20 protein-coding genes are annotated in these 23481 nt (G+C 68.0%); 11 read left to right on the forward strand and 9 right to left on the reverse strand.

Annotated elements, in window-relative coordinates; translation table 11 throughout:
- Nucleotides 1–10 precede the first annotated feature (10 nt).
- The 3 genes from RDU83_00645 to RDU83_00655 all read right to left on the reverse strand — a co-directional run bounded on the left by RDU83_00645 (nt 11) and on the right by RDU83_00655 (nt 6087).
- Complete coding sequence (locus tag RDU83_00645; protein MDQ7839515.1) at nt 11–1186, reverse strand: acetyl-CoA C-acyltransferase; 1176 nt, start codon at nt 1184–1186, stop codon at nt 11–13.
- Between the two features lie 72 nt (nt 1187–1258).
- Nucleotides 1259–3682, reverse strand: coding sequence for a 3-hydroxyacyl-CoA dehydrogenase/enoyl-CoA hydratase family protein (locus RDU83_00650; GenBank protein ID MDQ7839516.1), 2424 nt, complete (start codon nt 3680–3682; stop codon nt 1259–1261).
- Nucleotides 3683–3783: 101 nt separating this feature from the next.
- Entirely contained in the window at nt 3784–6087 is a 2304-nt protein-coding gene (locus RDU83_00655) for a penicillin acylase family protein (GenBank protein ID MDQ7839517.1), read from the reverse strand.
- 117 nt (nt 6088–6204) lie between these two features.
- Between RDU83_00655 and RDU83_00660 the strand changes: the two genes are divergently transcribed.
- From RDU83_00660 to RDU83_00680, 5 genes are all read left to right on the forward strand, one after another.
- Entirely contained in the window at nt 6205–7143 is a 939-nt protein-coding gene (locus RDU83_00660; protein MDQ7839518.1) for a cation diffusion facilitator family transporter, read from the forward strand.
- Complete coding sequence (locus tag RDU83_00665; GenBank protein ID MDQ7839519.1) at nt 7077–8843, forward strand: hypothetical protein; 1767 nt, start codon at nt 7077–7079, stop codon at nt 8841–8843. The genes RDU83_00660 and RDU83_00665 overlap by 67 nt, the downstream gene beginning before the upstream one ends.
- Before the next feature lie 29 nt (nt 8844–8872).
- A complete protein-coding gene (pgl, locus tag RDU83_00670) occupies nt 8873–9649 on the forward strand; it encodes a 6-phosphogluconolactonase (GenBank protein MDQ7839520.1) in 777 nt (258 codons plus the stop codon).
- 171 nt (nt 9650–9820) lie between these two features.
- Nucleotides 9821–10432 (forward strand): hypothetical protein, encoded by a 612-nt coding sequence (locus RDU83_00675; protein ID MDQ7839521.1) that lies wholly within the window; start codon nt 9821–9823, stop codon nt 10430–10432.
- Nucleotides 10413–11474 carry a helix-turn-helix domain-containing protein gene (locus tag RDU83_00680; protein MDQ7839522.1) on the forward strand — a complete coding sequence of 354 codons (1062 nt, stop codon included), beginning with the start codon at nt 10413–10415 and terminating at the stop codon, nt 11472–11474. The genes RDU83_00675 and RDU83_00680 overlap by 20 nt, the downstream gene beginning before the upstream one ends.
- Here RDU83_00680 and RDU83_00685 read toward each other — a convergent pair.
- Nucleotides 11471–11971, reverse strand: a complete 501-nt coding sequence (locus tag RDU83_00685; protein MDQ7839523.1) for a bifunctional nuclease family protein — start codon at nt 11969–11971, stop codon at nt 11471–11473. The two genes, RDU83_00680 and RDU83_00685, sit on opposite strands and share 4 nt — an antisense overlap.
- A 79-nt stretch (nt 11972–12050) precedes the next feature.
- Nucleotides 12051–13580, reverse strand: a complete 1530-nt coding sequence (locus RDU83_00690; protein MDQ7839524.1) for an alkaline phosphatase D family protein — start codon at nt 13578–13580, stop codon at nt 12051–12053.
- A 129-nt stretch (nt 13581–13709) separates the two neighbouring features.
- Between RDU83_00690 and RDU83_00695 the strand changes: the two genes are divergently transcribed.
- The 6 genes from RDU83_00695 to RDU83_00720 all read left to right on the forward strand — a co-directional run bounded on the left by RDU83_00695 (nt 13710) and on the right by RDU83_00720 (nt 19443).
- A complete protein-coding gene (locus tag RDU83_00695; GenBank protein ID MDQ7839525.1) occupies nt 13710–14252 on the forward strand; it encodes a LemA family protein in 543 nt (180 codons plus the stop codon).
- Nucleotides 14253–14288: 36 nt separating this feature from the next.
- Nucleotides 14289–15173, forward strand: a complete 885-nt coding sequence (locus RDU83_00700) for a M48 family metallopeptidase (protein MDQ7839526.1) — start codon at nt 14289–14291, stop codon at nt 15171–15173.
- A gap of 95 nt (nt 15174–15268) precedes the next feature.
- On the forward strand, nt 15269–16024 hold the full coding sequence (locus RDU83_00705; GenBank protein MDQ7839527.1) for a peptidoglycan endopeptidase: 756 nt from the start codon (nt 15269–15271) through the stop codon (nt 16022–16024).
- Nucleotides 16025–16041: 17 nt separating this feature from the next.
- The gene (locus tag RDU83_00710) at nt 16042–17445 is read left to right on the forward strand and encodes a Mur ligase family protein (GenBank protein ID MDQ7839528.1); all 1404 of its coding nucleotides are present in this window, start codon (nt 16042–16044) and stop codon (nt 17443–17445) included.
- A gap of 4 nt (nt 17446–17449) precedes the next feature.
- Complete coding sequence (locus RDU83_00715; GenBank protein ID MDQ7839529.1) at nt 17450–18214, forward strand: glutamine amidotransferase; 765 nt, start codon at nt 17450–17452, stop codon at nt 18212–18214.
- Nucleotides 18205–19443 carry an MFS transporter gene (locus RDU83_00720; GenBank protein MDQ7839530.1) on the forward strand — a complete coding sequence of 413 codons (1239 nt, stop codon included), beginning with the start codon at nt 18205–18207 and terminating at the stop codon, nt 19441–19443. The genes RDU83_00715 and RDU83_00720 overlap by 10 nt, the downstream gene beginning before the upstream one ends.
- Nucleotides 19444–19456: 13 nt before the next feature.
- Here the strand turns inward: RDU83_00720 and RDU83_00725 are convergent, their stop codons facing one another.
- The 4 genes from RDU83_00725 to RDU83_00740 form a co-directional block, all read right to left on the reverse strand.
- Nucleotides 19457–20314, reverse strand: a complete 858-nt coding sequence (locus tag RDU83_00725) for a DMT family transporter (protein MDQ7839531.1) — start codon at nt 20312–20314, stop codon at nt 19457–19459.
- Between the two features lie 42 nt (nt 20315–20356).
- On the reverse strand, nt 20357–21931 hold the full coding sequence (locus RDU83_00730; GenBank protein ID MDQ7839532.1) for a PIG-L family deacetylase: 1575 nt from the start codon (nt 21929–21931) through the stop codon (nt 20357–20359).
- Nucleotides 21928–22575, reverse strand: a complete 648-nt coding sequence (locus tag RDU83_00735; GenBank protein MDQ7839533.1) for a methyltransferase domain-containing protein — start codon at nt 22573–22575, stop codon at nt 21928–21930. Before RDU83_00735 ends, RDU83_00730 begins: the two co-directional genes overlap by 4 nt.
- Nucleotides 22576–22706: 131 nt before the next feature.
- Entirely contained in the window at nt 22707–23477 is a 771-nt protein-coding gene (locus tag RDU83_00740; GenBank protein MDQ7839534.1) for a sugar phosphate isomerase/epimerase family protein, read from the reverse strand.
- Nucleotides 23478–23481: the final 4 nt, after the last annotated feature.

A 23481-nucleotide genomic window follows, 5' to 3' on the forward strand; every position in this document is an offset into this window, starting at 1 on the left:
TTCGCTCCTCCTATGCCGTCTCGAAGATACCCGCCGCGCCCATACCGCCGCCGATGCACATCGTCACCATTCCGTAACGTGCCTTGCGTCGGCGCATCTCGTATAGCAAAGTCGCGGTGAGCTTTGCGCCGGTGCAACCCAGCGGGTGGCCCAGCGCGATGGCTCCGCCGTTGACGTTGACTCGGTCCGGATCCAGCCCTGCCAGCCGGATCACCGCGACCCCCTGCGCCGCGAAGGCCTCGTTCAGCTCGATCACCCCGATGTCATCGAGCTTCAACCCGGCCAACTTCAGGGCCTTAGGGATGGCCTTGACCGGGCCTATTCCCATCTCCTCCGGGGCCACCCCGGCCACCGCGAACGAGCGGAGGACGCCCAGCGGCTTTGCCCGCAGCTTCCTGGCGCGCCCGGCGGACATGATCACCGCCGCGGCCGCGCCGTCGCTGGTCTGCGAGGAGTTGCCCGCGGTGATCGTCCCTTTGGTGGAAAAGGCCGGCCTGAGCTTGGCAAGGGCCGCCAGAGAGGTGTCGGCACGAATGCCCTCGTCCGCCACCAGGTTGATCTCCTCGCGCCGAGGCCGGCCGTTGTCAGTGGTCCACCGCGTGGTGGCGACCGGCACGATCTCTTCGTCGAACTTTCCCGCCTTCTGGGCGGCGGCCGCGTTCACGTGGCTGCGCAGGGCCAACTGATCCTGGTCCTCGCGGGAGATGCCGTAGCGCTCGGCCACGATCTCCGCGGTCAGGCCCATGGAAAGGTGGACTTCCGGCCAGTGCTCGGCAAAGTAGGGATTTGGAGCGTACTTGTTCCCGGTCATCGGCACCATGCTCATGCTCTCGGTGCCGCCGGCCACAACAACCTCGTGCTGCCCGGTCATAACCTGGTGGACGGCTATGGCGATCGCCTGCAGGCCTGATGAGCAGTACCGGTTGATCGTCATCCCGGAGGTGGTGATGGGCAGACCGGCGCGCAGCGCCACCACCCTGGCCACGTTCATCCCTTGCTCCGCTTCAGGGAAGGCGCAGCCGAGGATGCAGTCCTCGACCTCCTGGGGGTCAAGTCCCGCAACCCTCCTCACCGCTTCCCGGACGGCGATTGCGGCCAGCTCGTCGGGCCGGGTGTCTTTCAGAACCCCGCGCGGCGCCTTGCCCACCGCGGTGCGCACGGACGAAACGATGACTGCTTCTCTCATCACAAGGCTCCCTTCTTTAGACCGGCGCCTATCGCGCCGCCAGAACCCGCATAGCTAGTTGCGCAGCGGCCGCTAGTTGCGCAGCGGCTTTCCGGTCTGCAGCATGTGCCGGATGCGGTCCAGGGTCGCCGGCATCCCGAGCAAGCTCAAGAACGCCTCGCGCTCGAGGTCCAGCAGGTACTCCTCGGACACGCGCGTGCCCTCCGGCACGTCCCCTCCGCACATGATGTATCCCAGTTTCCTGGACACCACGATGTCGTGCTCGGTTATGTATCCGCCGGTGCGCATCATGTAGAGCAATGATTCGATCGCCGCGAAACCACGGGAGCCGATCACGCGGATCAAACCGGGCTGTGGCGGCCGATAGTTACCGCGCACCAGCGCCAGCGCCGCGGCCTTGGCGTCGGAGAGCAGCAGGTCGCCGTTGACCGTGACCCCGTCGGAGGGGCGCAGGTAGCCCAATCGCCGGGCGTCCTCTCCCGAGATGGAAACCTTGGCCATGGCGATGTTCTCAAACGCCTTCCGAAGGAGCGGGAGCAGATCAACGGAAGAATCCTCCGGCGCAGTCGCCGACACCCGCTTGGTCATCTCCATCGTGCCGCCGCCGGCCGGGATGAGGCCGACCCCAGCTTCGACAAGCCCCATGTAGGTCTCCGCGGCGGCCTGTACGTGCGCGCAGCCCAGGCAGAACTCCACGCCGCCGCCCAGGGTACGGCCGAACGGCGCACCGACTACCGGCGCGACCGAGCGCCGCAGTTCCATGGTGACGCCTTGGAACTGCCGGACCACGAAGTCCAGATCCTCCCAGTTGCCCTCCTGGGCCTCCATGAGGATGAGCATCAGGTTGGCGCCCACGCAGAAGTCCGATCCCTGGTTGCCGATGACCAGGGCGTCAAAGTCGGACCTGACCCGCTCCAGCGCCCGGCGGGTCATGACGATGATGTCCTCGCCGATGGCGTTCATCTTGGAGTGGAACTCCAGGCAGGCGACGCCGTCGCCCAGGTCTACCAGGCTGGCGCCGGCGTTCCCCTCCACGGCGCGGCCGAGCGACTTGAGGTGTGGGAGCAGGATGCGGCCTTCCAGTCCGGGCTCCGGCAGATAGGTCGCCGATTGGAGATCGAAGTAGGTTCGCCCGTCTGCCCCGTCGCGATACCACGCTCCGGCACCGCTCCCGCGGACCCGGCGCAGGACTTCCGGCATCTCCTCGCCGGGCGGCAGTAGCCGGTCGGCCGCCCCGACGGAAGCGAGGGCGTCCCACTGCTCGAACGGTCCCTGATCCCACCCGAACCCCCAGCGCAGGGCGCGGTCCACGTTGACCACGTCGTCGCTGATCTCAGGTATGCGGCGGGCGGCGTAGACCAGCACCGCTCCCGTGAGCCGGCGCAGGAACTCGCCGTACTTGTCGTCCATGGCCAACAGCGCCGCCACGCGCTTGTTGGGCTCGGCGATCGTCTTGGCCGCCTCCAGCGCACCGGTAGACAGCCGCTTGCGCGGGCGGTACTCGAAGGTCCGGTAGTCCAGGGTAAGAATGTCCCCGTCCTGCCGCTTGTAGAACCCGCCGCCGGTCTTCTCGCCCAGCCACCCGCGCTTGGCCATCTCGGTGAGGATCGCCGGGGGAACGTAAATGCCGCGCTCCTCGTCCTCGGGCAGGTTGCGGTGCGAGTTGGAGGCCACGTGCATAAGCGTGTCCAGGCCGACCAGGTCGCCGGTCCGGAAGGTGGCGCTCCTGGGGCGGCCGAGGATCGGGCCGGTCAGCTCGTCCACCTCGTCAATCTCCAGGCCGAGGTCAACCATCAGGTGGATCGCCTTCAGCATCCCGTACGTTCCGATGCGGTTGGCGATGAAGTTGGGTGTGTCCTTCGCGTAGACGATCCCCTTGCCCAGCAGCCGTTCGCCCCAGCCGGCAACCGCTTCGGTCACCCACGCGTGCGTCTGGGGGGTGGGGATGAGCTCCAGCAGCTTCATGTACCGCGGCGGGTTGAAGAAGTGCGTTCCCAGGAAGTGGGCGCGGAACTCCTCGCCCGACTGCTCGGCCACCGCGGCGACGGGCAGGCCGCTCGTGTTGGTACTGACGATCATGCCGGGCTTCCAGCGGGCCTCGACCCGAGCCAGCAGGTCGCGCTTGATGGCCAGGTCCTCCACCACCACCTCGATGACCCAGTCCGCATCGCGGATCAGATCCAGGTGGTCCTCGAAGTTGCCGGTGGTTACCAGGGCGGCCCGATCCGGAGAGTAGAACGCGGCCGGCTGAGCCTTGACCGCGCGCTCCAGCCCGGTGCGGGCGAACCGGTTGCGCACCTCGGGGGAATCAATCCCCAGGCCCTTCCGGCGCTCGTCGTCGTTCGGCTCCTTTGGGACGATGTCCAGGAGCACCGTGGGTACGCCGACGTTGGCCAGGTGCGCGGCGATTGTGCTGCCCATTACGCCCGCACCCAACACGGCGGCACGGGTGAGACGTGGCTTGCGATTGGCTGTGGATGTAGCTGATGGGGTCATCGAGGAGGTCACCTTCCTGTTCTCAGGTGACTTGCCGTATGGACTTCGTCAGGCAGGACGCGGGTTCCTTGCGGATCCACCCCGAGATCGTCATGTATTCTTCACTTTGGCGTCAGCACCAGCCGTCCGGCCGCAACCTCCTCGATTCGGGGGCGCGAGAACAGCAGCGGCACGTACTCCCCATGCGCCCACAATGCCGCGAAGTCTCGGTAGTGTCGGTGGAACGGCAGGCCGCTCTGCCCCGTCGTATGAATCACCAGCGACCGGTCCCAGTCCGCAGTGTCAAGGATCTGCCTGTACGAGGCCACCACCGCCTGCCGGAACGGCGCCTCCGGGTAGAAGGCACCGTTGTTGACCGTGAACGCGTCGCCGCCAACCTCTGGGGTCGTCGTGTTGAAGATCCAGGACAGGGCCTTGATGCGCCCGATGGGATGGACGAAGGTGGTCTGGTGCAGCCTTCCCCACCGCCACTTCTCGCGGTTGGATCCGAGCTGCCCTTCCAGGGTACGCACCGCGTCGCGCAGCGCGGTCTCCACCAGCCGGTCGCGGCTGCCCCGCCACCAACCAGAGGAAGGGTCGCGCAGCAGCGCGAGCAGCGTCTGCACCGCCCCTTCGTACTCGCGCAGGTAGCGGTCGAAGGCCGCCTCGTCGAGCGGCGTCCTGAACACCTCCTTGATCAGGGCGTCCAGGAGCGCCTGGTACACTGCGGCAGGCCGGCTGGAAGCAGAGAGCACGCCGTCCCACTGGAGCAGTTCGGCAAAGAGCGGCTGGAGCGCCGGGTCCAGGATTCGCACCGACCGCAGCGCCTCGACCATCGCCATGCCCGGGAGCGAGGCCACGTCGCTGTGGATGCGCTTGAAGGTCTCGACCGACTGGGTGCCCTCAGACAGGAGGGCGGTGATGCGCCGCGCGCGGTACCCCACGTCCCAGTCGCGGCCCAGGAAGTGCGGATAGCCCGGCGGCACGACGCGGTTGTTGGCGGTAACCACAAACCCACCGCGACGGTGCACGCTGGGGAGCGCCTCGAACGGCAGCCATCCGGTCCACTCGTACTCGCCGGTCCACCCGGGCACCGGCACCTCTCCTGTTCCCTTGGCCCGCACCGGGATGCGCCCCGGCATCTGGTAGCCGATCTCGCCGTTGCGGTGGGCGAAGACGAAGTTCTGAGACGGCGCGTCCCACGCGCGCAGGGCCTGCCGGAACTCCTCCCAGGTGGACGCGCGGTTGATGCCGTCCACCGACTCGATGATGGTGCTGGATTCCAGCGCCGTCCACCGCATCGCCAGCGGGGCCTGCAGCCCGCGCACCACGTTGTTCAGGATCGGGCCGTGGCGCGTTATGCGCACTATCTCAACGGCCGGTTCGGTCCGGCCCTTGACCTTGATCGTCTCGCGGACCACGGTCGCCGGTATCCACTGCCCCTTGTGCAGATAACGTGCGGGATCCTCGGGGTGAAAACGCTCAATGTATAGGTCCTGCACGTCGGGGTTGGCGTTGGTCACGCCCCACGCGATGTCCCGGTTGTGCCCGATGATGACGCCGGGCACGCCTGGGAACGTGGCCCCGACGACGTCGTAGGGCCCGCCGTTTAGGTGCATCAGGTACCAGATCGACGGCATCTGGGATTCCAGGTGTGGATCGTTGGCCAGCAGAGGGCTGCCGGTGTTCGTGCGGCTCCCGGCGGCGCTCCAGTTGTTGCTGCCTATGCCGGGCAAGCTCCGCAGGCCCATCCCCGGCAGGTGCCACCCACCGGTGATGACCGGCGCGTCGGAGGGGTACCCGGGCAGCAGCCGCTCCAGCGCGCCGTCGCCGAACCGTTCGAGGAGCTGCTGGCGCAGTATCTCCACCCGCCAGTCGCCGCCCAGCACCCACGCCATCAGCTTGCCGTAGGCCATGCTGTCCGCTGGGGTCCATGGCTCAGGGGTGAAGCGCAGCAGCGTGAACTCGATGGGAAGCCGGCCGCGCGCGCCCGCGATGAAGGCGTTCACCCCGGCGGCGTAGGCCTCAAGGTTCTGCTTCGTCTGAGGGCTGACGGCGCCCAGGTGCGCCTCGGCGACGCGCCGCAGGCCTATCGTGCGCAGGAACCGGTCGGTCGGCAGCGCCGCCTCGCCGAAGATCTCGGCCAGACGGCCGGAGGCGGTGCGGCGGTTGAGTTCCATGTGCCAGAGGCGATCCTGTGCGTGCACGAAGCCCTGCGCGAAGAACAGCGACCGGGCGGATCGCGCGAAGAGGTGGGGGATTCCCCACCGGTCGCGCACGACCTCGACGGGGTCGCCGAGGCCGGCGACATGCATCGTTCCAGAGATCTGAGGGAACGGGCGGCGCGCCACATAGACGCCGGCTCCCCCGGCGACGGCGGCCACGATCAGGACCAGCACCAGCAGGACGAGCAGCAGGCGGCGCATAAGGCACCTCGTCGGTGAAGCGTGGTCGCCGCTGTGTTCGCCCTGTGGGCCGATCCTCCTCTGGCGTCTGCGGGTGGTGGCAGATAAGATAGGGCCGAAGTTACGGTGGGGGGACTTATGCTGACACCGGAGGGGCCAACCGGTTCCCGCAAGCTTCGCGCAGCCGGCATCTCGCTGGCAGCCGGCGTGGCGATCCTCGGACTCAAGGTGGCCGCCTACATGGTCACCGGTTCGGTGGCGCTGCTCTCCGACGCCGCGGAGTCGGTGGTCAACATCCTGGCGGCGAACGTCGCGCTGGTGAGCCTGCTGGTCGCGGTTCGCCCCCCGGACGAGGGCCATCAGTACGGCCACGCGAAGGCCGAGTACGTGAGCAGCGCCACCGAGGGGGCGATGATCACGGCGGCTGGGGTTTGGATCGTGCTGACCGCGGCCAACCGGCTGCTCAACCCGCAACCACTGGTTAACATTTCTGTCGGCCTCTTTCTGCTGGCGGCCGGCGCGGCATTGAACCTGGCCGTCGCGCTCTACCTGCTGCGCGTATCGCGGGCCGGGCGTTCAATCGCGCTCGAGGCGTCGGCCAAGCACCTTCTTTCGGACGTCATCACCTCCGCGGGCGTCTTCGTTGGGCTGGGCCTCGTGGACATCACCGGCTGGGCGCCCCTGGACTCGATCGCGGCCATTGTCGTCGGCGCCAACATCGGCTGGATGGGGTTGGTGCTGCTCCGGCGCTCGATCAGCGGCCTGCTGGACGCCCGGTTTCCTCCCGAGGAAGAGGCCAAGATCCGGACGGTACTCGAAGAACACCAGGGCGAGATCGTTGAGTACCACGCGTTGCGCACCCGTCAGGCCGGCGCCGACCGGTTCCTCGACGTGCACCTGGTGCTGCACAGATCATTCTCGGTCGGCCAGGCGCACTTGATCTGCGACGACCTGGAGCACCACCTGCAGGAGGAGCTGCCCGGCGTTGACGTGACGATCCACGTGGAGCCGTGCGATGCCTCCTGCGCCCGTTGCGCGGAGCCGGCGCAGGGCGCGCGCTCAAGCGGGGTGCCGTAGTGCAGATGGGCGATCGCCGTCCATGGTTTGCTGGGTATCAGGGCCACGTCGAGGACCGGCTGCGGGACTGGCAGGAGATGGGATTCTCGCGGAGGCTGTGGGCCCGAGATCCAACCCTGTGGTCGGCCGGGTGGTCGGCCGGGCGATCGGGCGGTCCGGTACCCGAGCTGGCCGACCGCCTGGGATGGCTGACCCTTCCAGAGGCGATGCACGGCAGGCTCGACGACCTGGTGGATTTCGCCCGCGATGTGGCGGAGGCCGGTACGCGCCACGTCGTGCTGCTCGGGATGGGTGGATCGAGCATGGCCCCGGAGGTGCTCCAGCACACGTTCGGGCCGGCAGCGGGCGCTCCCAGGTTGATCGTCCTCGACAGCACCCACCCGGCGGCCGTTCGCCGGGTCGAGTCTCAGGTTGATCTCGGGCGGACGCTCTTCCTGGTGTCCAGCAAATCGGGGACCACGACCGAGACGCTCTCGCTCTTCAGGTACTTCTGGCACCGCGTCAGCCAGATGGAGGCACGGCCTGGAGACAGGTTCGTTGCCATTACTGATCCTGGGACGCACCTGGAGCGCCTGGCCCAGGAGCGCGAGTTCCGTCGCACGTTCCTGGGCCAGGTTGACGTGGGAGGGCGGTATTCCGCGCTCTCCGTGTTCGGGTTGGTACCGGCGGCGCTGATCGGTGTTGACGTGCGCCGGGTGCTCGACCGGGCACAGGGGATGGCCGCGGACTGTGGGCCCGCCGTGCCCGAGACCGACAACCCGAGCCTGGTACTGGGGGCCGCGCTGGGGGAGATGGCGCTGGCCGGACGCGACAAGGTGACCTTCCTTGTTTCACCCTCGCTGGCAGGGCTGCCGGCCTGGATCGAGCAACTCGTCGCCGAGAGCACCGGCAAGGATGGGAAGGGCATCGTTCCGGTGGTGGACGAACCGCTGGACGTGCTCGATGTGCCGGAGAGATGCGGCGCCGACCGGGTCTTCGTATACCTGCGCCTCGCCGGCGACGACGCGCGCGATCTGGATGCCGTGGCCGACGCTATCGAGGCTGCCGGCCATCCCGTTGCCCGCCTGCACCTGGCAGAGACGGCGGACCTTGGGGCCGAGTTCTTCAGGTGGGAGGTGGCGGTGGCCGCCTCCGGGGCTGTGTTGGGCATCCACCCGTTCAATCAGCCTGACGTGCAGTTGGCCAAGGAGCTGGCAGGGCAGGTCATGGCGCGGGCTGCCGGTTCGGAGCAGGCCTACGCCGAGGATGCTCCGGCATCCAGTCCGGAAGCGCTGGCCGGTGCGGTCAACGGGTGGGCGGCGCAGCTGCGTCCGGGCGACTACGTGGGGCTGCAGGCGTACCTGGCCCCGGATGAGGCCACCACCGTCGCTCTGGCGGGATTGCGGCGCGCCGTCTCTGAACGGTGGGGCGTGGCCACGACCCTGGGGTACGGTCCGCGCTTCCTGCACTCGACCGGGCAACTGCACAAGGGCGGGCCGAATACCGGGGCCTTCATGCAGATCGTTGACGATCCAGATGAAGACCTGGATGTCCCGGAGGCAGGGCATACGTTCGGCGGATTGATCAGGGCCCAGGCCATGGGAGACCTGCAGGCCTTGCGGCAGCGCGGCCGCCGGGTCGTGCGGGTGGATCTGGGCCGGGACGTTGCCGGTGGGTTCGCGCGCCTGGCGGATCTCCTGGGCGGGCGGGCGCCGGCATGACGGGACGATTGCCGGGGAGGAGAAATGCGGTGGTTGCACGGCCGGCGCCTACCGTGCACCCTTTCCCGGACGTGGTGTCGCTCGGCCGGGCTGCGGCGCATGAGCTGTGCCGTGTGGTCGCGTCTGCGCTGGCGATCCGCCCCCACTGCCACATTGTTCTCTCCGGAGGCAGGGCCCCGCGCGAACTCTACCGAGCACTGGCGGCCGACTTCCGGGAAGAGATCCCCTGGGACAGGATGCACCTCTTCTGGACCGACGAACGCTATGTGCCTGAGGATGATCCGCGCAGCAACTACCGTCTGGCGCGGGAGGCACTGCTGGACCACGTGCCGGTCCCGCGGCATAACGTCCACCCCATGCCCACCGATCTCCATGATTCAGAAGATGCCGCGGAGGCCTATGCCGAGACCCTGCGGGCGCACTTCTCCGGGCCCTGGCCGCGCTTCGATCTGGTGCTGCTGGGCCTGGGGAGCGATGGGCACACCGCGTCTCTCTTCCCCGGCTCGCGGGCGGTCGCGGAGAAGGAACGATGGGTAATGGCCGTTCGGGCACCGGTCAAACCATCGCGGCGACTGACGCTTACACTGCCCGCAATCAACCGCGCGCGAAATGTGTGGTTCCTGGTCTCCGGAACAGAGAAGGCCTCTGCCCTGCGCAGTGTGCTTATGGAGTCGCCGCAACCGCAGCGGTGCCCGGCGGCGGGGGTCCGCCCGATTAACGGAAGCGTGACCTGGTGGACCGACTCGGCCGCCTCCGCACGGTTGGGACTGCCCGGGCGGCCACCAAATCGGCCGCTCCTTGAGTAACTGCCAGGCGGCCTGATCGCCCTCACCGTACAGCCGAGCCGGGCCATCGGCCTCAGGGCGGCCTATGCGGCCAGTATGGCCGGTTGGTTCGATCATATTGACAGGTTTATTCGGTCAACGTATAGTGTCCCCGAAGACTTCACTCGTGGTCTGCCATGAACGTGGGGAGGCGTGACCGCTGTGAGAATGTTCGCGGGCAGCGAAGACATCGAGGGGGCACTGGTTCGTTTGGCCGAGTATCTCGAGTTCGCCGAAGCTCCGCCCATCACGCTGCTCGTGGGGGGAGGTTCAGCACTCGCCATCAGGGGTTTCGCGAAGCAGATCACGAAGGATGTGGATGTCATCGCGCTTGTGAGGGAGAATGGGGACCCCCGAACGTTGGAGAAGGCAGATCCGTTTCCGGACCATCTCACGGAGGCCGCAAACAAGGTTGCAATGGACTTCGGTTTGCCGGCGGGTTGGATCAACGCCGGGCCAGCCTCTTTGTTGGACTTCGGTCTCCCCTCAGGATGTCTGGAACGGTCGTTGCGCATGCAGTACGGCGCACGCCTCGTCGTGTGCTTCATCGACAGGCTTGACCAGATACACCTGAAGCTGTATGCGGCAGTTGATCAAGGAGGAGGTCGGCACCTGGCCGACCTCTTGAGCTTACAGCCTTCGTCCGGGGACCTGCTGAAGGCGGCCGCATGGACGATGACGCATGATCCATCGCCGGGCTTCCGTGAGGAACTCCTTTCGCTGCTGACTCAAATGGGTTTCGAAGATGTGGCTGCAGAGCTTTAGATCAGCCTATCTGGAAGCGATCCAGGAGCTCCTCTGGCGTCAATGGACGACTCTTGGGGTCTTCGGGCAAGAAGGATACTCAGCCCCCGCGCCAATTGATCCCGAAGCATTAATCATTGCGACGACCTGGTTTGGGCGTTATGATCCGCGGCTCTACGACGGCGCCGCAGAATGGTGGTTGAAGAACAGCGAGTGGCTGAGCAGCACACGGCTACAAAGGCTGCAAATGGGCCTGATGCCACGAGAGCGCCGTGCTCTGGCCGCGGGCATGGAAGCCGTCTTGCTGCAGGAAGGGCCGGGGAAGTGGAAGAGACTTGTCGCGAAGGGACACGAAGAGCCAACGCCAATCGATCCGGAGACTTTCTTCTTGCTTCGAGACGGGAAGCCGCTGCCTCAAGTTGGTGCTCCGGATCCCACTTTCCTGCGACTCGGGTTCCTGCGACCGAAGATGGAGCCCCGACGGATGTCCGAGAGCGTGCCCCTAGATCGGTATGGAAACCTGCGGGTGAGACTCCGCGCCTTCTTCGGGGTCAACTCGCGGGCCGAGATAGTCCTGTATCTCCTGGCGCATGAATCCTGCTACGCGAGACTCCTGGCAAGACAAACGCACTACGCCTACGCTTCGATTTCTGCTGCACTCAAGCAGATGGCGCTCTCAGGCCTCGTCTCCGCGAGTCGCTTTGGCAAGGAGGTTGAGTACCGTATTGACAGGCCAAGATGGCAGAGGTTCTTTGGGCTGTCGAAGGAAGTGGTATGGACCGACTGGGCTCTGGTGTTCAAAGCTCTCTACGACATCTGGGAGTGTATTGAGAACTTGAAGGGGCGCACCACGACGAGGTCAGTTCTGGAATCGGAACTCCGCCGATGTGCCGGAAGAGTCAACATGATGCTGCGCAGTAGTGAACTGGGCTTCGCTCTCTCCGATGATGGTTTCGGAGGAGCCAGGGAATACCTGACGACATTCTCGGAGGATGTAAGGAAGCTATTCGAGGCGTTCGGCGTTGCGTTCGATGGCCCTCTCCAGTTAGAATACCCTACCTAGTGCACCGGGCCCTTGAAGTCTCCGGGCTTCACCCGCTCGAGGAACTTTCGAAACTCCTGGGGATCCAGCTCGTCGCTCAGCGCTTCCGGGTGTTCCCCGCCTTCCGTGGACTTCCGCAGCGGGATGCCCTGCAGCGCCACCCTTTCCTCGACGAAGATCGGGGCGTCGGCCCGTAGGGCGATCGCTATCGCGTCGCTGGGGCGAGAGTCTACTACCAGCACCCCTCCGTCGCGTGCCAGGTGGATCTCGGCGAAGTAGGTGGCATCGCGGACGTCGCTCACGACGACGCGCGTCACCTTTGCACAGAGCTGCTCGAGCACCGTTGCGAGCAGGTCGTGCGTCATGGGACGGGGCGGCTGGACGCCCTGGAGCCGCATCGCGATCGCCATCGCCTCCGCCTGGCCGATCCAGATGGGCAGCGCGATCGTCTCTTCCTGGTCAACCAACAGCACCAGGGGGTTGTTCTGCTGGTCGAGGGCGACCCGGCGGACCTTCATGAGCCGCACTCCAAGCTCCCCCTTCCGGAGGGGGCGCCGACCGGCGCCCCCTCTCCGTAATTATAGCAAACCCCGGACCTCAGGGGGTCGCCGTGATCACCAGCGGCGCCCGGCAGATCGGGCGGCCCGCCGCGTCCTTCGGCGTGATGGTCACCGTGCGGGCGCGGCTGCTCACCTCCACCTTTGCGTAGGTGTAGCGGTCCACGACCGCGCAGCTCATGCCGACGCCCTGCGGGATCGGGGCGGTGAAGAACGCGAGCAGCGCGGGAACGACGGCCCGCCCGCCTACCCCGGCGACCGATTCGGCATAGGGCGTGGCCGCGATGGGCCCGGTGACGACCTCCTTCATGCCGGTGGTGGCAAACGGCGGCGCGAACGTGGACAGGCGTACATCGTTGACGAGCGTAGCGTGGGTGTCGCCGGTCAACCACACCACGTTCTTGATACCGCTGTCACGTATGAACGTGAGGATCTCCGCGCGCTCGGCCGCGTAGCCCTCCCACCTATCGTAGGGGCTGGCGAAGAACTCCTGGATTGGTGTCTGGTTGAAGATCAGCTTCCAGGTGGCGGTGCTGCGGGCCAGCTCGCGCTTCAGCCAGATCTTCTGGCTCAACCCCAGCATCGTGCGGTTGGGATCGGCGATTGCCTCAAGGCACCCGGGGGGCACAGGCAGGCGCATCTGGGGAACGAGGGGGGCGAAGGCCGCCCTGATAGGAAGCGGCAGCGTCGGCGCCAGGTCGGGTACCCGGCCGCCCGGGGGATTGTCACAGACCGCCGTCTTGCTAACGTGCCGGCTCCGGTAGGACCGCCCGTCGAGCACGAACACCTCTATGTCGCGACCCCAGCGGAACTTACGGTAGATCCGACCGCCGGGTTGCTCTGCGATCGGCGAGCACTCCATGAATGCCCGGTGCCCCTCTGCCCACCGCCTCGCGTCCACCGTTTCCCGGTCGTAGTCGTTCTCGACCTCATGGTCGTCCCAGGTGACGATCATTGAGGTGCTGGCTGTGAAGTTGCGGAACGCGGGTATGGTCCGGAGCTCCTTGTACTTCCCGCGGTAGGCCTCCAGCGTGAAGACGGGATTGGGCACAAGTGACGAGTCTGGATACATGTTGTCGCCCAGGTGGGCGAAGAAATCTGGCCGATCGGCCACCACGGCGTCCAGCAGGCTCAGTGAAAGCGCCGGGACGCCGCCCACGTACCCGCCGTCGGAGCACGCCGAGTACGCGAAGGTCAGGTCGGCGGAGGCGTCCGCTGCCGGAGGAGTGACGAAAGCCCCTTTCTGGGAGTAGGCTCCCACTCCGGCGCGGAAGCGGTAGTAGTACCGGGTGGCCGGTGCCAGCCCGGACGCCAGGACCTTCACCGTGAGGTCCCGCTCTGGGTTCGGCGTCACCGTACGCTGGAAGACGAGCGACCCGAACTGCGGATCCGCCGACACCTCAACGGTGACCGGAGCGCTCCGGCTGGGACGGGTCCACAGCACCGCGGACGTTTCGCGCACGTCCCCAGAGGCCACGCCGTGGGGAAACAGCAGCGACACCTGTGAGATGGCCGGCGCCGCTGTGGCTATCACGGCGGCGGCGATGATTCCGATCACGAATACTCGCATCGGGACCCCTCCTGTGGGAAACGGTTGACCGCCGCCCCCTCCGGGGCTACGCCCGCTAGGGGATTCGCGCCTTCGCGCCGAAGCCCTCCCACACAACGGCCAAGCAGCGGCCGGCATGGAGGTGCGCGCGTGATATACGTCATCGGGATTCTGGTGCTGCTCGCGCTTTACGTCGTGCTGCTCTACAACCGGTTGGTGGTCTTCCGCAACCGGATTGACAACGCTTGGTCTCAGATTGACGTCCAGCTACGCCGGCGCTACGACCTGATCCCCAACCTGGTGGAGACCGTGAAGGGGTACGCAACCCATGAGCGCGAGGTGTTTGAGCGCGTGACCGAGGCGCGTTCCCGGGCCATCGCCGCGGGGAGCGTGGGTGAACAGGGGCAGGCGGAGAACATGCTGACCCAGGCGCTGCGCAGCGTCTTCGCGGTTGCGGAGAACTACCCGCAGCTCCGCGCCAGCGAGAACTTCATGCAGCTTCAAGAGGAGCTGAGCGGCACGGAGAGCAAGATCGCGTTCTCCCGCCAGTTCTACAACGACACGGTGCTGCGCTACAACAACACCCGCCAGGCGTTCCCCGCGGTGCTCCTGGCCGGGCCGCTGGGCTTCGGCCCGCGCGACTACTTCGAGATGGAGGACGCGGCGCGGCAGCCGGTCAAGGTAGCGTTCTAGGCGGCACGCACAAGGCTGCTTGAGCGGGCCGTTGGGATGTACGAGGCCATTGAGAGCAATGTCCGCCGGACCTGGCTGCTCTTCGCCGGGTTCATCGTCATCGTGGCGGCGCTGGGGTATGTCTTCGGAGAGCTGACCGGATTCGGGTACGCGGGCGTCGCCGTGGCGGCGCTCCTTGCCATCGCCGGTGCCTTGGGCAGCTACTACTACAGCGATCGGATAGTGCTCTCCATCAGCGGCGCCCGTGAGGCGCCGCGCGAGCGGTACCAGTACCTGTACAACTCGGTCGAAGGCCTGGCCATCGCCGCAGGCATCCCGGTCCCGCGCCTCTATCTGATCGAGGACTCCGCGCCCAACGCCTTCGCTACCGGCCGCGATCCCCAGCACTCCGCGGTCGTGGTCACCACCGGCCTGCTCGACAAGCTCGACCGGCTCGAGCTGGAGGGCGTGCTGGCGCACGAGACGGCGCATGTCCAGAACTACGACATCCGGGTAGCCACGATCACGGCGGTCCTGGTCGGCCTGGTGGCCCTGATGAGCGACTGGCTGCTCCGCAGCATGCGCTTGGGCCGCAGCCGCGGAAGCCGCGATGGCGGGGGCGTCCAGGGAGTGCTCGTGCTGGTGGGCATCGTGCTGGCGGTTCTCGCGCCGCTGTTTGCGCAGTTGATGCGCATGGCGCTCTCCCGCCGCCGTGAGTATCTGGCCGATGCCTCGGGCGCGATGCTGACGCGCTATCCCGAGGGTCTGGCCTGCGCGCTGGAGAAGATCAGCGCCGACCCCGATCCCCTGGAGGTGGCCAACAAGGCCACAGCGCACCTCTACATCATCAACCCGCTGCGCGAGTGGGGTGGGTGGGTCAACGGACTGTTCAACACGCATCCCCCGGTCGAAGACCGCGTCCAGCGGCTTCGCGCCATGTGATGCGCAGGCCTGGCCCAGGAAGGAAGGCGCGGCTGCCGGGCGAAGAGAGGCAGGGCTTCATCCGGCGGGTTGAAACTGCTCAGGGGGAGGCGTGCGTGCGCGGTATCAGGGCGGCCACATGGGCCGTTGCCATGATCGTGATCGCAACCGCCGTCACCCCGGCAGCGGCATCGCAGGGTGTGCGTCGGGCCCCGCAGGGCGCCGCCGTACAGCCGGTCGCCGTTGCGGTCTACCGCATCCGGGCAGGCGACACGCTGTGGGGCCTGGCCCGACGCCACCGGACCACGGCCGAGCGCCTGGCGACGATGAACGGCATCGCGCTCGAGGCCACCCTTCAGATCGGACAGCGGATCAGGGTGCCGGTGGTTCGCGGCGCGGTGGCCCAAACCGCCGCGGCCAACAGTGCCGCAGCCCGAGGAGCGGGGGCGCAGGCCGGCACACCGGCGCGCCCTGCGCGTCTGGCAGTGCTCCCTTCGCGCGGGCAGCGGTGGGCCACGGCACTGACAGCGCTCGCCACTCGCCACGTGGGCGTCCGGTACCGGTGGGGAGGCACCAGCCCCTCGGGCTTCGACTGCTCGGGGTTCCTGTACTATGTGTTTGGACGGAACGGGGTTGCGCTGCCGCGCACCACGTTCTCGATGTTCAGGGCCGGGGTGCCGGTGCCGCTTGATCAGATTCAGACTGGTGATGTCGTCTTCTTCCAGACGCTGCGGCCCGGGCCGTCGCACGCCGGCATCTACCTGGGCGACGGCCGGTTCGTCCATTCTTCCTCGGGCTCCGGCCGCGTCACCATCACGCCGATGGGACACCGCTACTACGGCCCGCGCTACCTGGGTGCCCGCCGCTTCTAGCCGCCGGGGTGGATCCGGTGCGGGCCTGGGGCCGCATGCGTGAGGCCGCGGCGATCGCCGCCGCCCGACTCGCGGCATCGCTGAGCCGTCTGACGCGCATGGGAGGCGGGACCACGCTGCCCGGCCGGATCGCCGCTGCGATCTCGCCCGGCCTGGTTGCCGGCCTCTCGTCGCGACTGGCGCGCGGTGTGGTGCTGATCTCGGGCACCAACGGCAAGACGACCACGGCGCGGTCTCTGGCCGAGATCCTGGAGGCCGCCGGGCTTGCGGTCGTGCACAACCGCGCCGGCGCCAACCTGCTCTCGGGCATCGCCACCGCGCTGGCCACTCACGCGACGCTGCGCGGCCGGATGCGGGGCGAGGTGGGGCTCTTTGAGGTGGACGAGGCGACCCTCCCGGCCGCGGTTGCGGCAACGCGGCCCCGCGTGGTCGTCCTGCTCAACCTCTTCCGCGACCAGCTCGACAGGTACGGCGAGATAGACTTGGTCGCCGAACGGTGGCGGCGCGCGCTGGCCGTGCTGCCGCCCGAGAGCACCCTCGTCTACAACGCCGACGACCCGCTGGTGGCCGACCTCTGCCGTGACCACGCGGGACCGGTTCGGGCGTTCGGCCTGGAGGAGGCCCCGCTCAGTGAGGGCCGTACCCTGGAGCACGCAGCCGACGCGCGCTACTGCTACCGCTGCGGCCGCCCCTACGAGTACACCTTGGTCACCCTGGGCCACATGGGGCACTACCGCTGTCCGGGGTGCGGCGCAGCGCGGGCGACGCCACAGGTGTGCGCGCGCGGAGTGCACCTCCACGGAGCGGACGGCGCCAGCGCCACGATCGTCGCGGACGGCACCGCGATTCCGGTGAGCACGGTGCTGCCAGGGCTCTACAACGTCTACGACGTCACGGCGGCCGCCTCCGCGGCGCTGGCGCTGGGCATCGCCCCGGCGGCCGTGGGGCGCGGCATAGCCGCCACCGCGCCGGCGTTCGGGCGTGGCGAGCGCGTTGACCTCGGTGGACGCGAGGCGCTCCTGTTGCTTGCCAAGAATCCCGCCGGGTTCAACGAGGTGTTACGCACCGTTCTGCTGGCGGAGGCTTCCCCGGTGGTGCTCATTGCCATCAACGATCTGATCGCCGACGGGCGGGACATCTCGTGGCTGTGGGACGTGGACTTCGAGATGTTGCGCGACAGCGCACGCGCGGTGGTGGTCACGGGGTTGCGGGCGGAGGATATGGCGCTGCGCCTCAAGTACGCGGGCCTCGGCGCGGAGCGGGTCATCGTGGAGCGTGACGGCGGAGGGGCGCTCGACCGCGCGCGCAGCCTGCTGCGAGAGGGCGAGCGCCTCTACATCCTGCCCACTTATACGGCGATGCTGCACTTGAGGAGGATACTGGCGCGCCGTGGGGCCGTGCGTGGGTTCTGGAAGGATTAGGGCGATGGAACTTCGCATCTGTCACCTGTACCCGGATCTGTTGAACCTCTACGGAGACCGCGGCAACGTCACCACGCTGGTCAGGCGCGCGCAGTGGCGCGGCATCTCGGTGCGTGTGATCGAGGCACGCCTGGACGACCCGGTGGATCCCGATGCCAGCGACCTCTTCTTCATCGGCGGCGGCGAGGATCGCCAGCAGCGGCTGGCCGCGCCGGATCTCCGTGACGTCAAGGGGCCGGCGCTGCGCGAGGCCGCGCAGGCGGGCGCCGCGATCCTGGCGGTATGCGGCGGCTACCAGTTGCTGGGCCACTACTACAGGCCCGCGGACGGCCCGGACCTCGTGGGATTGGGGGTGCTCGACCTGCACACCGTGCATCCGGGACCCGGGAGCCGCCGGATAATCGGCAACATCGTGGTCAGAGAAGCTGGCGCCGGCCGCATCCTCGTGGGTTTTGAGAACCACGGAGGGCGCACTCACCTCGGGCCCGGCGCGCGTCCCATCGGAACGGCGATCGTCGGGTCCGGTAACAACGGGCAGGATCGCGGAGAGGGCGCGGTCTGGCGGTCGGTCTACGGGACCTACCTGCACGGCCCGCTGCTGCCCAAGAACCCGTGGCTGGCCGACGAGCTTGTCGCGGCCGCGCTGCGCAGGCGGTACGGCAACACTGCAGGCGGGGTGGCGCTGGAGCCGCTACCGGATGTCGAGGAGAATCGCGCCGCTGCCGCGGCTGCCGGGCGCGCCGGTGCACGAGGCCTCTCATGGCACTAGGCCCACGCGTAGAGGCCGGAGCATCGGGCGTGAACAACGAACGCGCGCCGCGCCGCATCGCCTTCATCATCGGAGTGGCCCAACTGGGGTTCGCCACGGTGCTGCCCCTGCTGCCGCTCTATCTCACCGAGCAGCTGGACGCCAGCGTGAAGCTCGTGGGCGTGGTGATCGCCACCTTCGCCCTGGTGGAGACCTTCTTCAAGACCGCCTGGGGCGGCGTGACAGACCGGATCGGCCGCAAGCCGGTGCTGATCACCGGTCTTGTGCTCAGCGCCATGGCGCCGCTTGTCATGGCGGTGCTGCGGGTGCCGGTGCTGTTTGTGCCGCTGCGGCTGGTGGACGGCCTGGGCTCGGCGGCGCTGTGGCCGGCGGCCGCCGCGGCCATAGCCGACACGACCACCCCGGACCGCCGCGCCACCGGTATGGGCATGCTCAACCTGGCCTTCCTCGGAGGCCTGGCCGTGGGGCCTGCGCTGGGACTGTTCGTAGCCGGGTTCACCGGCCAGGTGCGGGCAGGCTTCTACCTTTCCAGCGGCCTAATGGCCCTGGCAGTCCTGATGGCGGTGCTCTTCTTCCCCCGCCGGAACGACGGCTCAGAACATGCCGATGCCTTCGTCGGATATCACACGACGGTATCCCCGGCACGCCTGATAACCCTGGTCGGCAGCTTCCGTATCTCTCCCATTCTGTTCGCGCTCTACCTGGTGGCGTTCGTGCAGATGTTCGGGGTGGGACTGCTGGTGCCCATCGCCGCCATCTTCGCCAAGCAGGTGGTGGGGCTCAGCGAGCATGCCATTGGCGGGCTGTTCATGGCGATCGTGCTCGCGGTGGCGATAGCCACGGTCCCGGCCGGCCGGTTGGCCGACCGCATCGGCAAGCGCCGCCTGGTCGCCGTGGGCATGCTCCTGGGGGCGCTGGGGATGTGGCTGATGTCCTTCAGTGGCCGCCTCGCCGAGATGGTGGTGGCAGGTGCCCTGCTGGGAGCCAGCTACGCGCTCTCGGTGCCGGCGTGGCTGGCCCTGGTAAGCGAGATGGCCCCACCGGGCCGGCTCGGGCTGGCCATGGGCGCTTCCGAGACCGCGCAGGGCTTGGGCTTGGTCCTGGGTCCGCTGCTGGGCGGCATCCTGTGGGACGCGGTGGGCCCGCGGGCGCCGTTTGTCGCCAGCGCGATCGTGATGACCGCCGGGACCGGCATCGCCGTGGCGGCCTTGAGGATCAGGCGGCGCTGAGGATCCGGCGGCGTTAGTGCTTTCCCGGCCGCCGCAGCATCGACTCGCTCTGCACCAGGACCACGCCTCCCATAACCAGCGCCGCGCCGGCCCACTGCGCGGCGGCCATGGGCTCATGCAGCAGCAGTGTGCCGCCCAGCGCAGCTACCACCGGCTCCAGCGTGGCGACCACGCTGGCGCGGCCGGCTTCTATCTGGCGCAGTCCGGCGATGTACAGGAGGTAGGCGGCGCAGGTCGGGGCCGCGATCACGTAGGCGATCACAGGGAGAGTAGCAACGCGCACCGGGGGCAGCCCGCCGGATGCGGCCACCAGGAAGATCGCCCCGAACCCCAGGGTGTAAACCACGGTTGTCAGCGGCGAGTGCCGGCGCAGCGCGGCTTTGCCGAAGATGCTGTAGAGCGCGTAGGTTAACCCTGCCCCCAGGCCGGCCATGAGCCCGGATGGGGTGAGACGCACGGCACCTGCCCCGAACGCCCCGACGACCAGCGCGCAGCCCGCGAAGGTGAGCGCCACCGCCGCCCCCTTCATCGGCGTCATCGCCTCGCCGTATAGCGCGCGCGCCAGGATCACGACCCACGCCGGCGCGGTGTACAGCAGCACCGCCGCGGTCGCCACGGTGGTGAGTTCAATTGCCGTGAAGTAGACGGTCATGAACCCGGCGACGCTGACCGCGCCGTAGGCGGCCAGGAGCGGGAGGTCCCCCCGCCGGACCCGTAGCGCCGGGCGATTCACAAGCAGGCAGTAGATCAGCAGGACGGCGAACGCGCCGCCGGCGCGCCATACAGCGGCCTGCAGCGGGCTCAGTCCGGAGGCAAGCAGACTGCGGACCGCCACGCCCAGCGTTCCCCACAGCACGGCCGCGGCGGCCACCTGGAGGTATCCATGGAGGGTTGAGCGCACCAAAGCGCCGGGTTAGGGTTCTGTTTCGGCGAAGAGCTCGTTCTGGCGCAGGAAGCTGCTCAGCAGCAGCCGCAGGTATGGGCTGTCTAGCTGGCTGCGATAGTCGCGCAGCGCGGCGTGCTTGAGGGCAAGCTCCTCGGGCTGGAGATCGAGCCGCAGCCAACGGTAGCCGTCCCGGAGTGACTTCGGGGGCAGCAGGGCCGCATCGGGCGCGTACCGCAGCGGTCGCGGGTAATCCCAGGCATGGACCAGGAAGGTGTAGAGGCGCGGGCGCTGCAGCGCACCCTTCTTCTCCAGCGACCGGATCGCTTCCCGCACGAACCCGTTGACCGCTCTGTGGTCGCCGTGCTTGTCTGCCTCGTGATGTGTCAGGATCACCGTGGGCCGTACCTGTCCGATGACGGCCTTGAGATCGCGCAGCAGATCGGTGCCCGTATACCCGGCACGCGGGCGGAACGTATCCCGGTAAGGGGAGGCCGACACCTTGGTGAATGGCGAAACGTAGGGCTTCTCAGTCCCCCGACGGTGCGTGGCCAGGGCCGTCAAACCGCGGTCAGGATACCCGAGGAAGATTGTGTTGCCATGTGGCACCCCGAGCCGGCCCATCACACGGCGGGCCTCCTGTTGTCGCACCTCGCCTTCGGCGATGAAGTCGGCCGGCCGCGCCAGCAGCCGCTTGCCGCCCAGCGACGCAGCCAGGCGGTTGGCATCGCCGTTTGTGGCGAAGACCATCCACACCTCGGCGTCCGCGGCCAGCGCCCGCTGTATCAGCCCGCCCGCTGCGAGCAGCTCGTCGTCGGCGTGTGCGGCAACTATCAGCACTCGGTCGGACTGTTCGGGCTCGGGGAGCACCTCGAGCGCGCTGCCCACCGCGCGTGGCGCAGAGAAGAGACCCATGCTAAGGTACGCGGCCACCACGGTCAGGCAGGTCAGGGCCAGCAGGGGGGTCTTCTGCCGTGGGGTGGCGTTGCGCCGCCGCCCGCGCAGACCCAGCACCTCGACCAGCATGCGTGTCTTCCCGTGCCATCCCTGGATCAGGCCGTACTTCTCTTCCTTTCGAAGGTGGGTCACGCCGGTGAACGGCAACTTCTCGATCTTCCACCGCTCCCGCCAAGCCAGTTCCGTCAGCGCGCGCTCGAACCCGAACCGGGTTCCGGCCAGATTGGGTCGGTCGAGCAGCGCGTTCCTCCGGACGGCGCGGATGCCGGAGAGATGCGGCAGCACCGTCTGGACGAGGTCCGCGGCCAGGACACCTACCGCCATGTCCGCGCGGCCCTGCTGCACCGGTTGGACCAGCGCGCGGATCTCCGCGGGCTTGAGGTTCTCCAGGTCGGCGTCGAGCAGGAGCAGGATCTCCCCGGATGCCCGCCGTGCTCCGGCCAGGATCGCTCCACCCTTGCCCATGTTCTTGGGAAGCTGGATGACGACGTCGGCGCCGGATGCGGCCGCCTCCTCCGCGGTCGCATCGGTGGATCCATCCGAGACCACGATGATCTCGGCCACCTCGCCCGTGCGCCGTACGGCCTCGACCACCCAGGCCACCGTGCGTTCCTCGTTGTAGGCGGCGATGACGCATGACGTGGTCATGCATGAACCGTCCCGCCCGGGCGCCGCGCAAGGAAGTACCGCCCCGAGCCTACTCGGCAGGTTTCTACCTCCTGGCAGCCCAGCGCGCGTAACTGCTCGGTCAGCGAGCGGACGATCCAAGGCAGGACCGATCCGCCGGCGGAGTAGCTCATCACCACCCACCCTCCCGGACGCACCACCCGGACCAATTCACCGGGTACCGGGAAGGCGTTCTGCACCGTGACCAGGTCGAATGTCCCCGCCCGGAAGGGAAGGCATCCGGCGTCGGCCACGGCAAGCCGGACCGACCACCCGCGCTCGCGCGCGTGCCGGGAGGCGTGGGCGAGCATCACCGGCGAGAGATCCACCGCGGCGCCGCGGCACCCAGGGAACCGCTGCATCAGGACGCCCACCACCGCGCCGGTGCCCGTGCTGACGTCCAGGACCTCCGTGGGAGTTGCCGGCAGCCGGTCCAGGGCGGCCTCGATCGGCGCGAGATAGCCGTCCTGGAGGATCACCTCGTCATCGTAGCTGGCCGCCAGCGCGCCGTACCGGCTGCGGGCTATCGCCCGTTGCAGCGGCGAGCCCACGAGCCGCGAGGACCACGCTCCCACGGCCAGGTAGACGGTATCGGTTATGAACGAACTGAGCCAGGTCGCCCGCATAAGGCACTCCGGGAGGTTGTGCTACAAGGTCTGCTACGATGGCTCCGGTGTGGAGGGTTAGGTTCTCTGCCGGTCGGCGAGGTCCTGCCGGCGGGGGGCCGGGGGAGGCGGGGGTCGCGCGGGGCCTAACCCTACTCGTAGGCGTGCAGGGCGCGGCGTGTCTGCTCTAGATCCTCGCGGGTCGAGAGCTCCAGAACCCAGGTGTGAAGCCCGCCGGCCAGCAGCGCGTCGAGCGTCGGTCCATGACCGGCGGTGTCCTCCAGGGGGAGGTGTCGGCCGTCGGGCGTCTCAATCTTGTAGACATGCACGTTGGCGATCCGCGGTCCGACCACGGCATGGAAGGCTTCCAGCGTGCCGCCCTCCCGGACAAACGGGCTGGCGCCCGCATGCCCCAGGTCAAATGTGATCGCGCACCCGGCTGCCTCGGCCATGGACAGCAGCCGGTTGGGGTCGCTGGTCCATCCGCCCTTGAGGTTCTCCAGACAGACCGTCACGCCGCGGCTCCGGCCGGCCTCGGCGGCCCGGCGCAGGTGATCCAGCGTGCGCTCCCACTGCAGCAACTCCATCGGGATCGCGCGCGAGCCCACGTGGACGGTTAGGGTCGTTGGGGCCATTTCGGCCAGGAACTCAATGTACATCAGCAGGTAGCGCAGCGATGCCTCCGCGATGGCCGGGTCGCGGTGCCCCATCTCCATGTCGGCGGCTGGCGCGTGGAAGCGCGCGCCCAGGCCGTCCCCCTGCATGCGTTCGAACAACTTCGCCCGGGCCGTTGGAGCGACCGGCAGACGCAGCAGGTCGAGGTACCACTCGACCCCGCCGTAGTTGTGCGCGCGGGCATACGCCGCGACCTCTCCCGGCGCCTGCCGGAACGCGGATGAGGAGAGGAGGAATTTCACCTTCATGGGC

The sequence above is a fragment of the bacterium genome (assembly GCA_031082185.1).
Taxonomy (GTDB): domain Bacteria; phylum Sysuimicrobiota; class Sysuimicrobiia; order Sysuimicrobiales; family Humicultoraceae; genus VGFA01.

Excerpts from the sequence above, each read along its gene's own strand:
- RDU83_00700 (MDQ7839526.1), top strand. The coding sequence starts at position 14,289 with ATGTACGAGGCCATTGAGAGCAATGTCCGCCGGACCTGGCTGCTCTTC.
- RDU83_00655 (MDQ7839517.1), bottom strand. The coding sequence starts at position 6,087 with ATGCGCCGCCTGCTGCTCGTCCTGCTGGTGCTGGTCCTGATCGTGGCC.
- RDU83_00720 (MDQ7839530.1), top strand. The coding sequence starts at position 18,205 with ATGGCACTAGGCCCACGCGTAGAGGCCGGAGCATCGGGCGTGAACAAC.
- RDU83_00740 (MDQ7839534.1), bottom strand. The coding sequence starts at position 23,477 with ATGAAGGTGAAATTCCTCCTCTCCTCATCCGCGTTCCGGCAGGCGCCG.
- RDU83_00680 (MDQ7839522.1), top strand. The coding sequence starts at position 10,413 with ATGTGGCTGCAGAGCTTTAGATCAGCCTATCTGGAAGCGATCCAGGAG.
- RDU83_00730 (MDQ7839532.1), bottom strand. The coding sequence starts at position 21,931 with ATGACCACGTCATGCGTCATCGCCGCCTACAACGAGGAACGCACGGTG.
- RDU83_00715 (MDQ7839529.1), top strand. The coding sequence starts at position 17,450 with ATGGAACTTCGCATCTGTCACCTGTACCCGGATCTGTTGAACCTCTAC.
- RDU83_00735 (MDQ7839533.1), bottom strand. The coding sequence starts at position 22,575 with ATGCGGGCGACCTGGCTCAGTTCGTTCATAACCGATACCGTCTACCTG.
- RDU83_00685 (MDQ7839523.1), bottom strand. The coding sequence starts at position 11,971 with ATGAAGGTCCGCCGGGTCGCCCTCGACCAGCAGAACAACCCCCTGGTG.
- RDU83_00690 (MDQ7839524.1), bottom strand. The coding sequence starts at position 13,580 with ATGCGAGTATTCGTGATCGGAATCATCGCCGCCGCCGTGATAGCCACA.
- RDU83_00650 (MDQ7839516.1), bottom strand. The coding sequence starts at position 3,682 with ATGACCCCATCAGCTACATCCACAGCCAATCGCAAGCCACGTCTCACC.
- RDU83_00645 (MDQ7839515.1), bottom strand. The coding sequence starts at position 1,186 with ATGAGAGAAGCAGTCATCGTTTCGTCCGTGCGCACCGCGGTGGGCAAG.
- RDU83_00660 (MDQ7839518.1), top strand. The coding sequence starts at position 6,205 with ATGCTGACACCGGAGGGGCCAACCGGTTCCCGCAAGCTTCGCGCAGCC.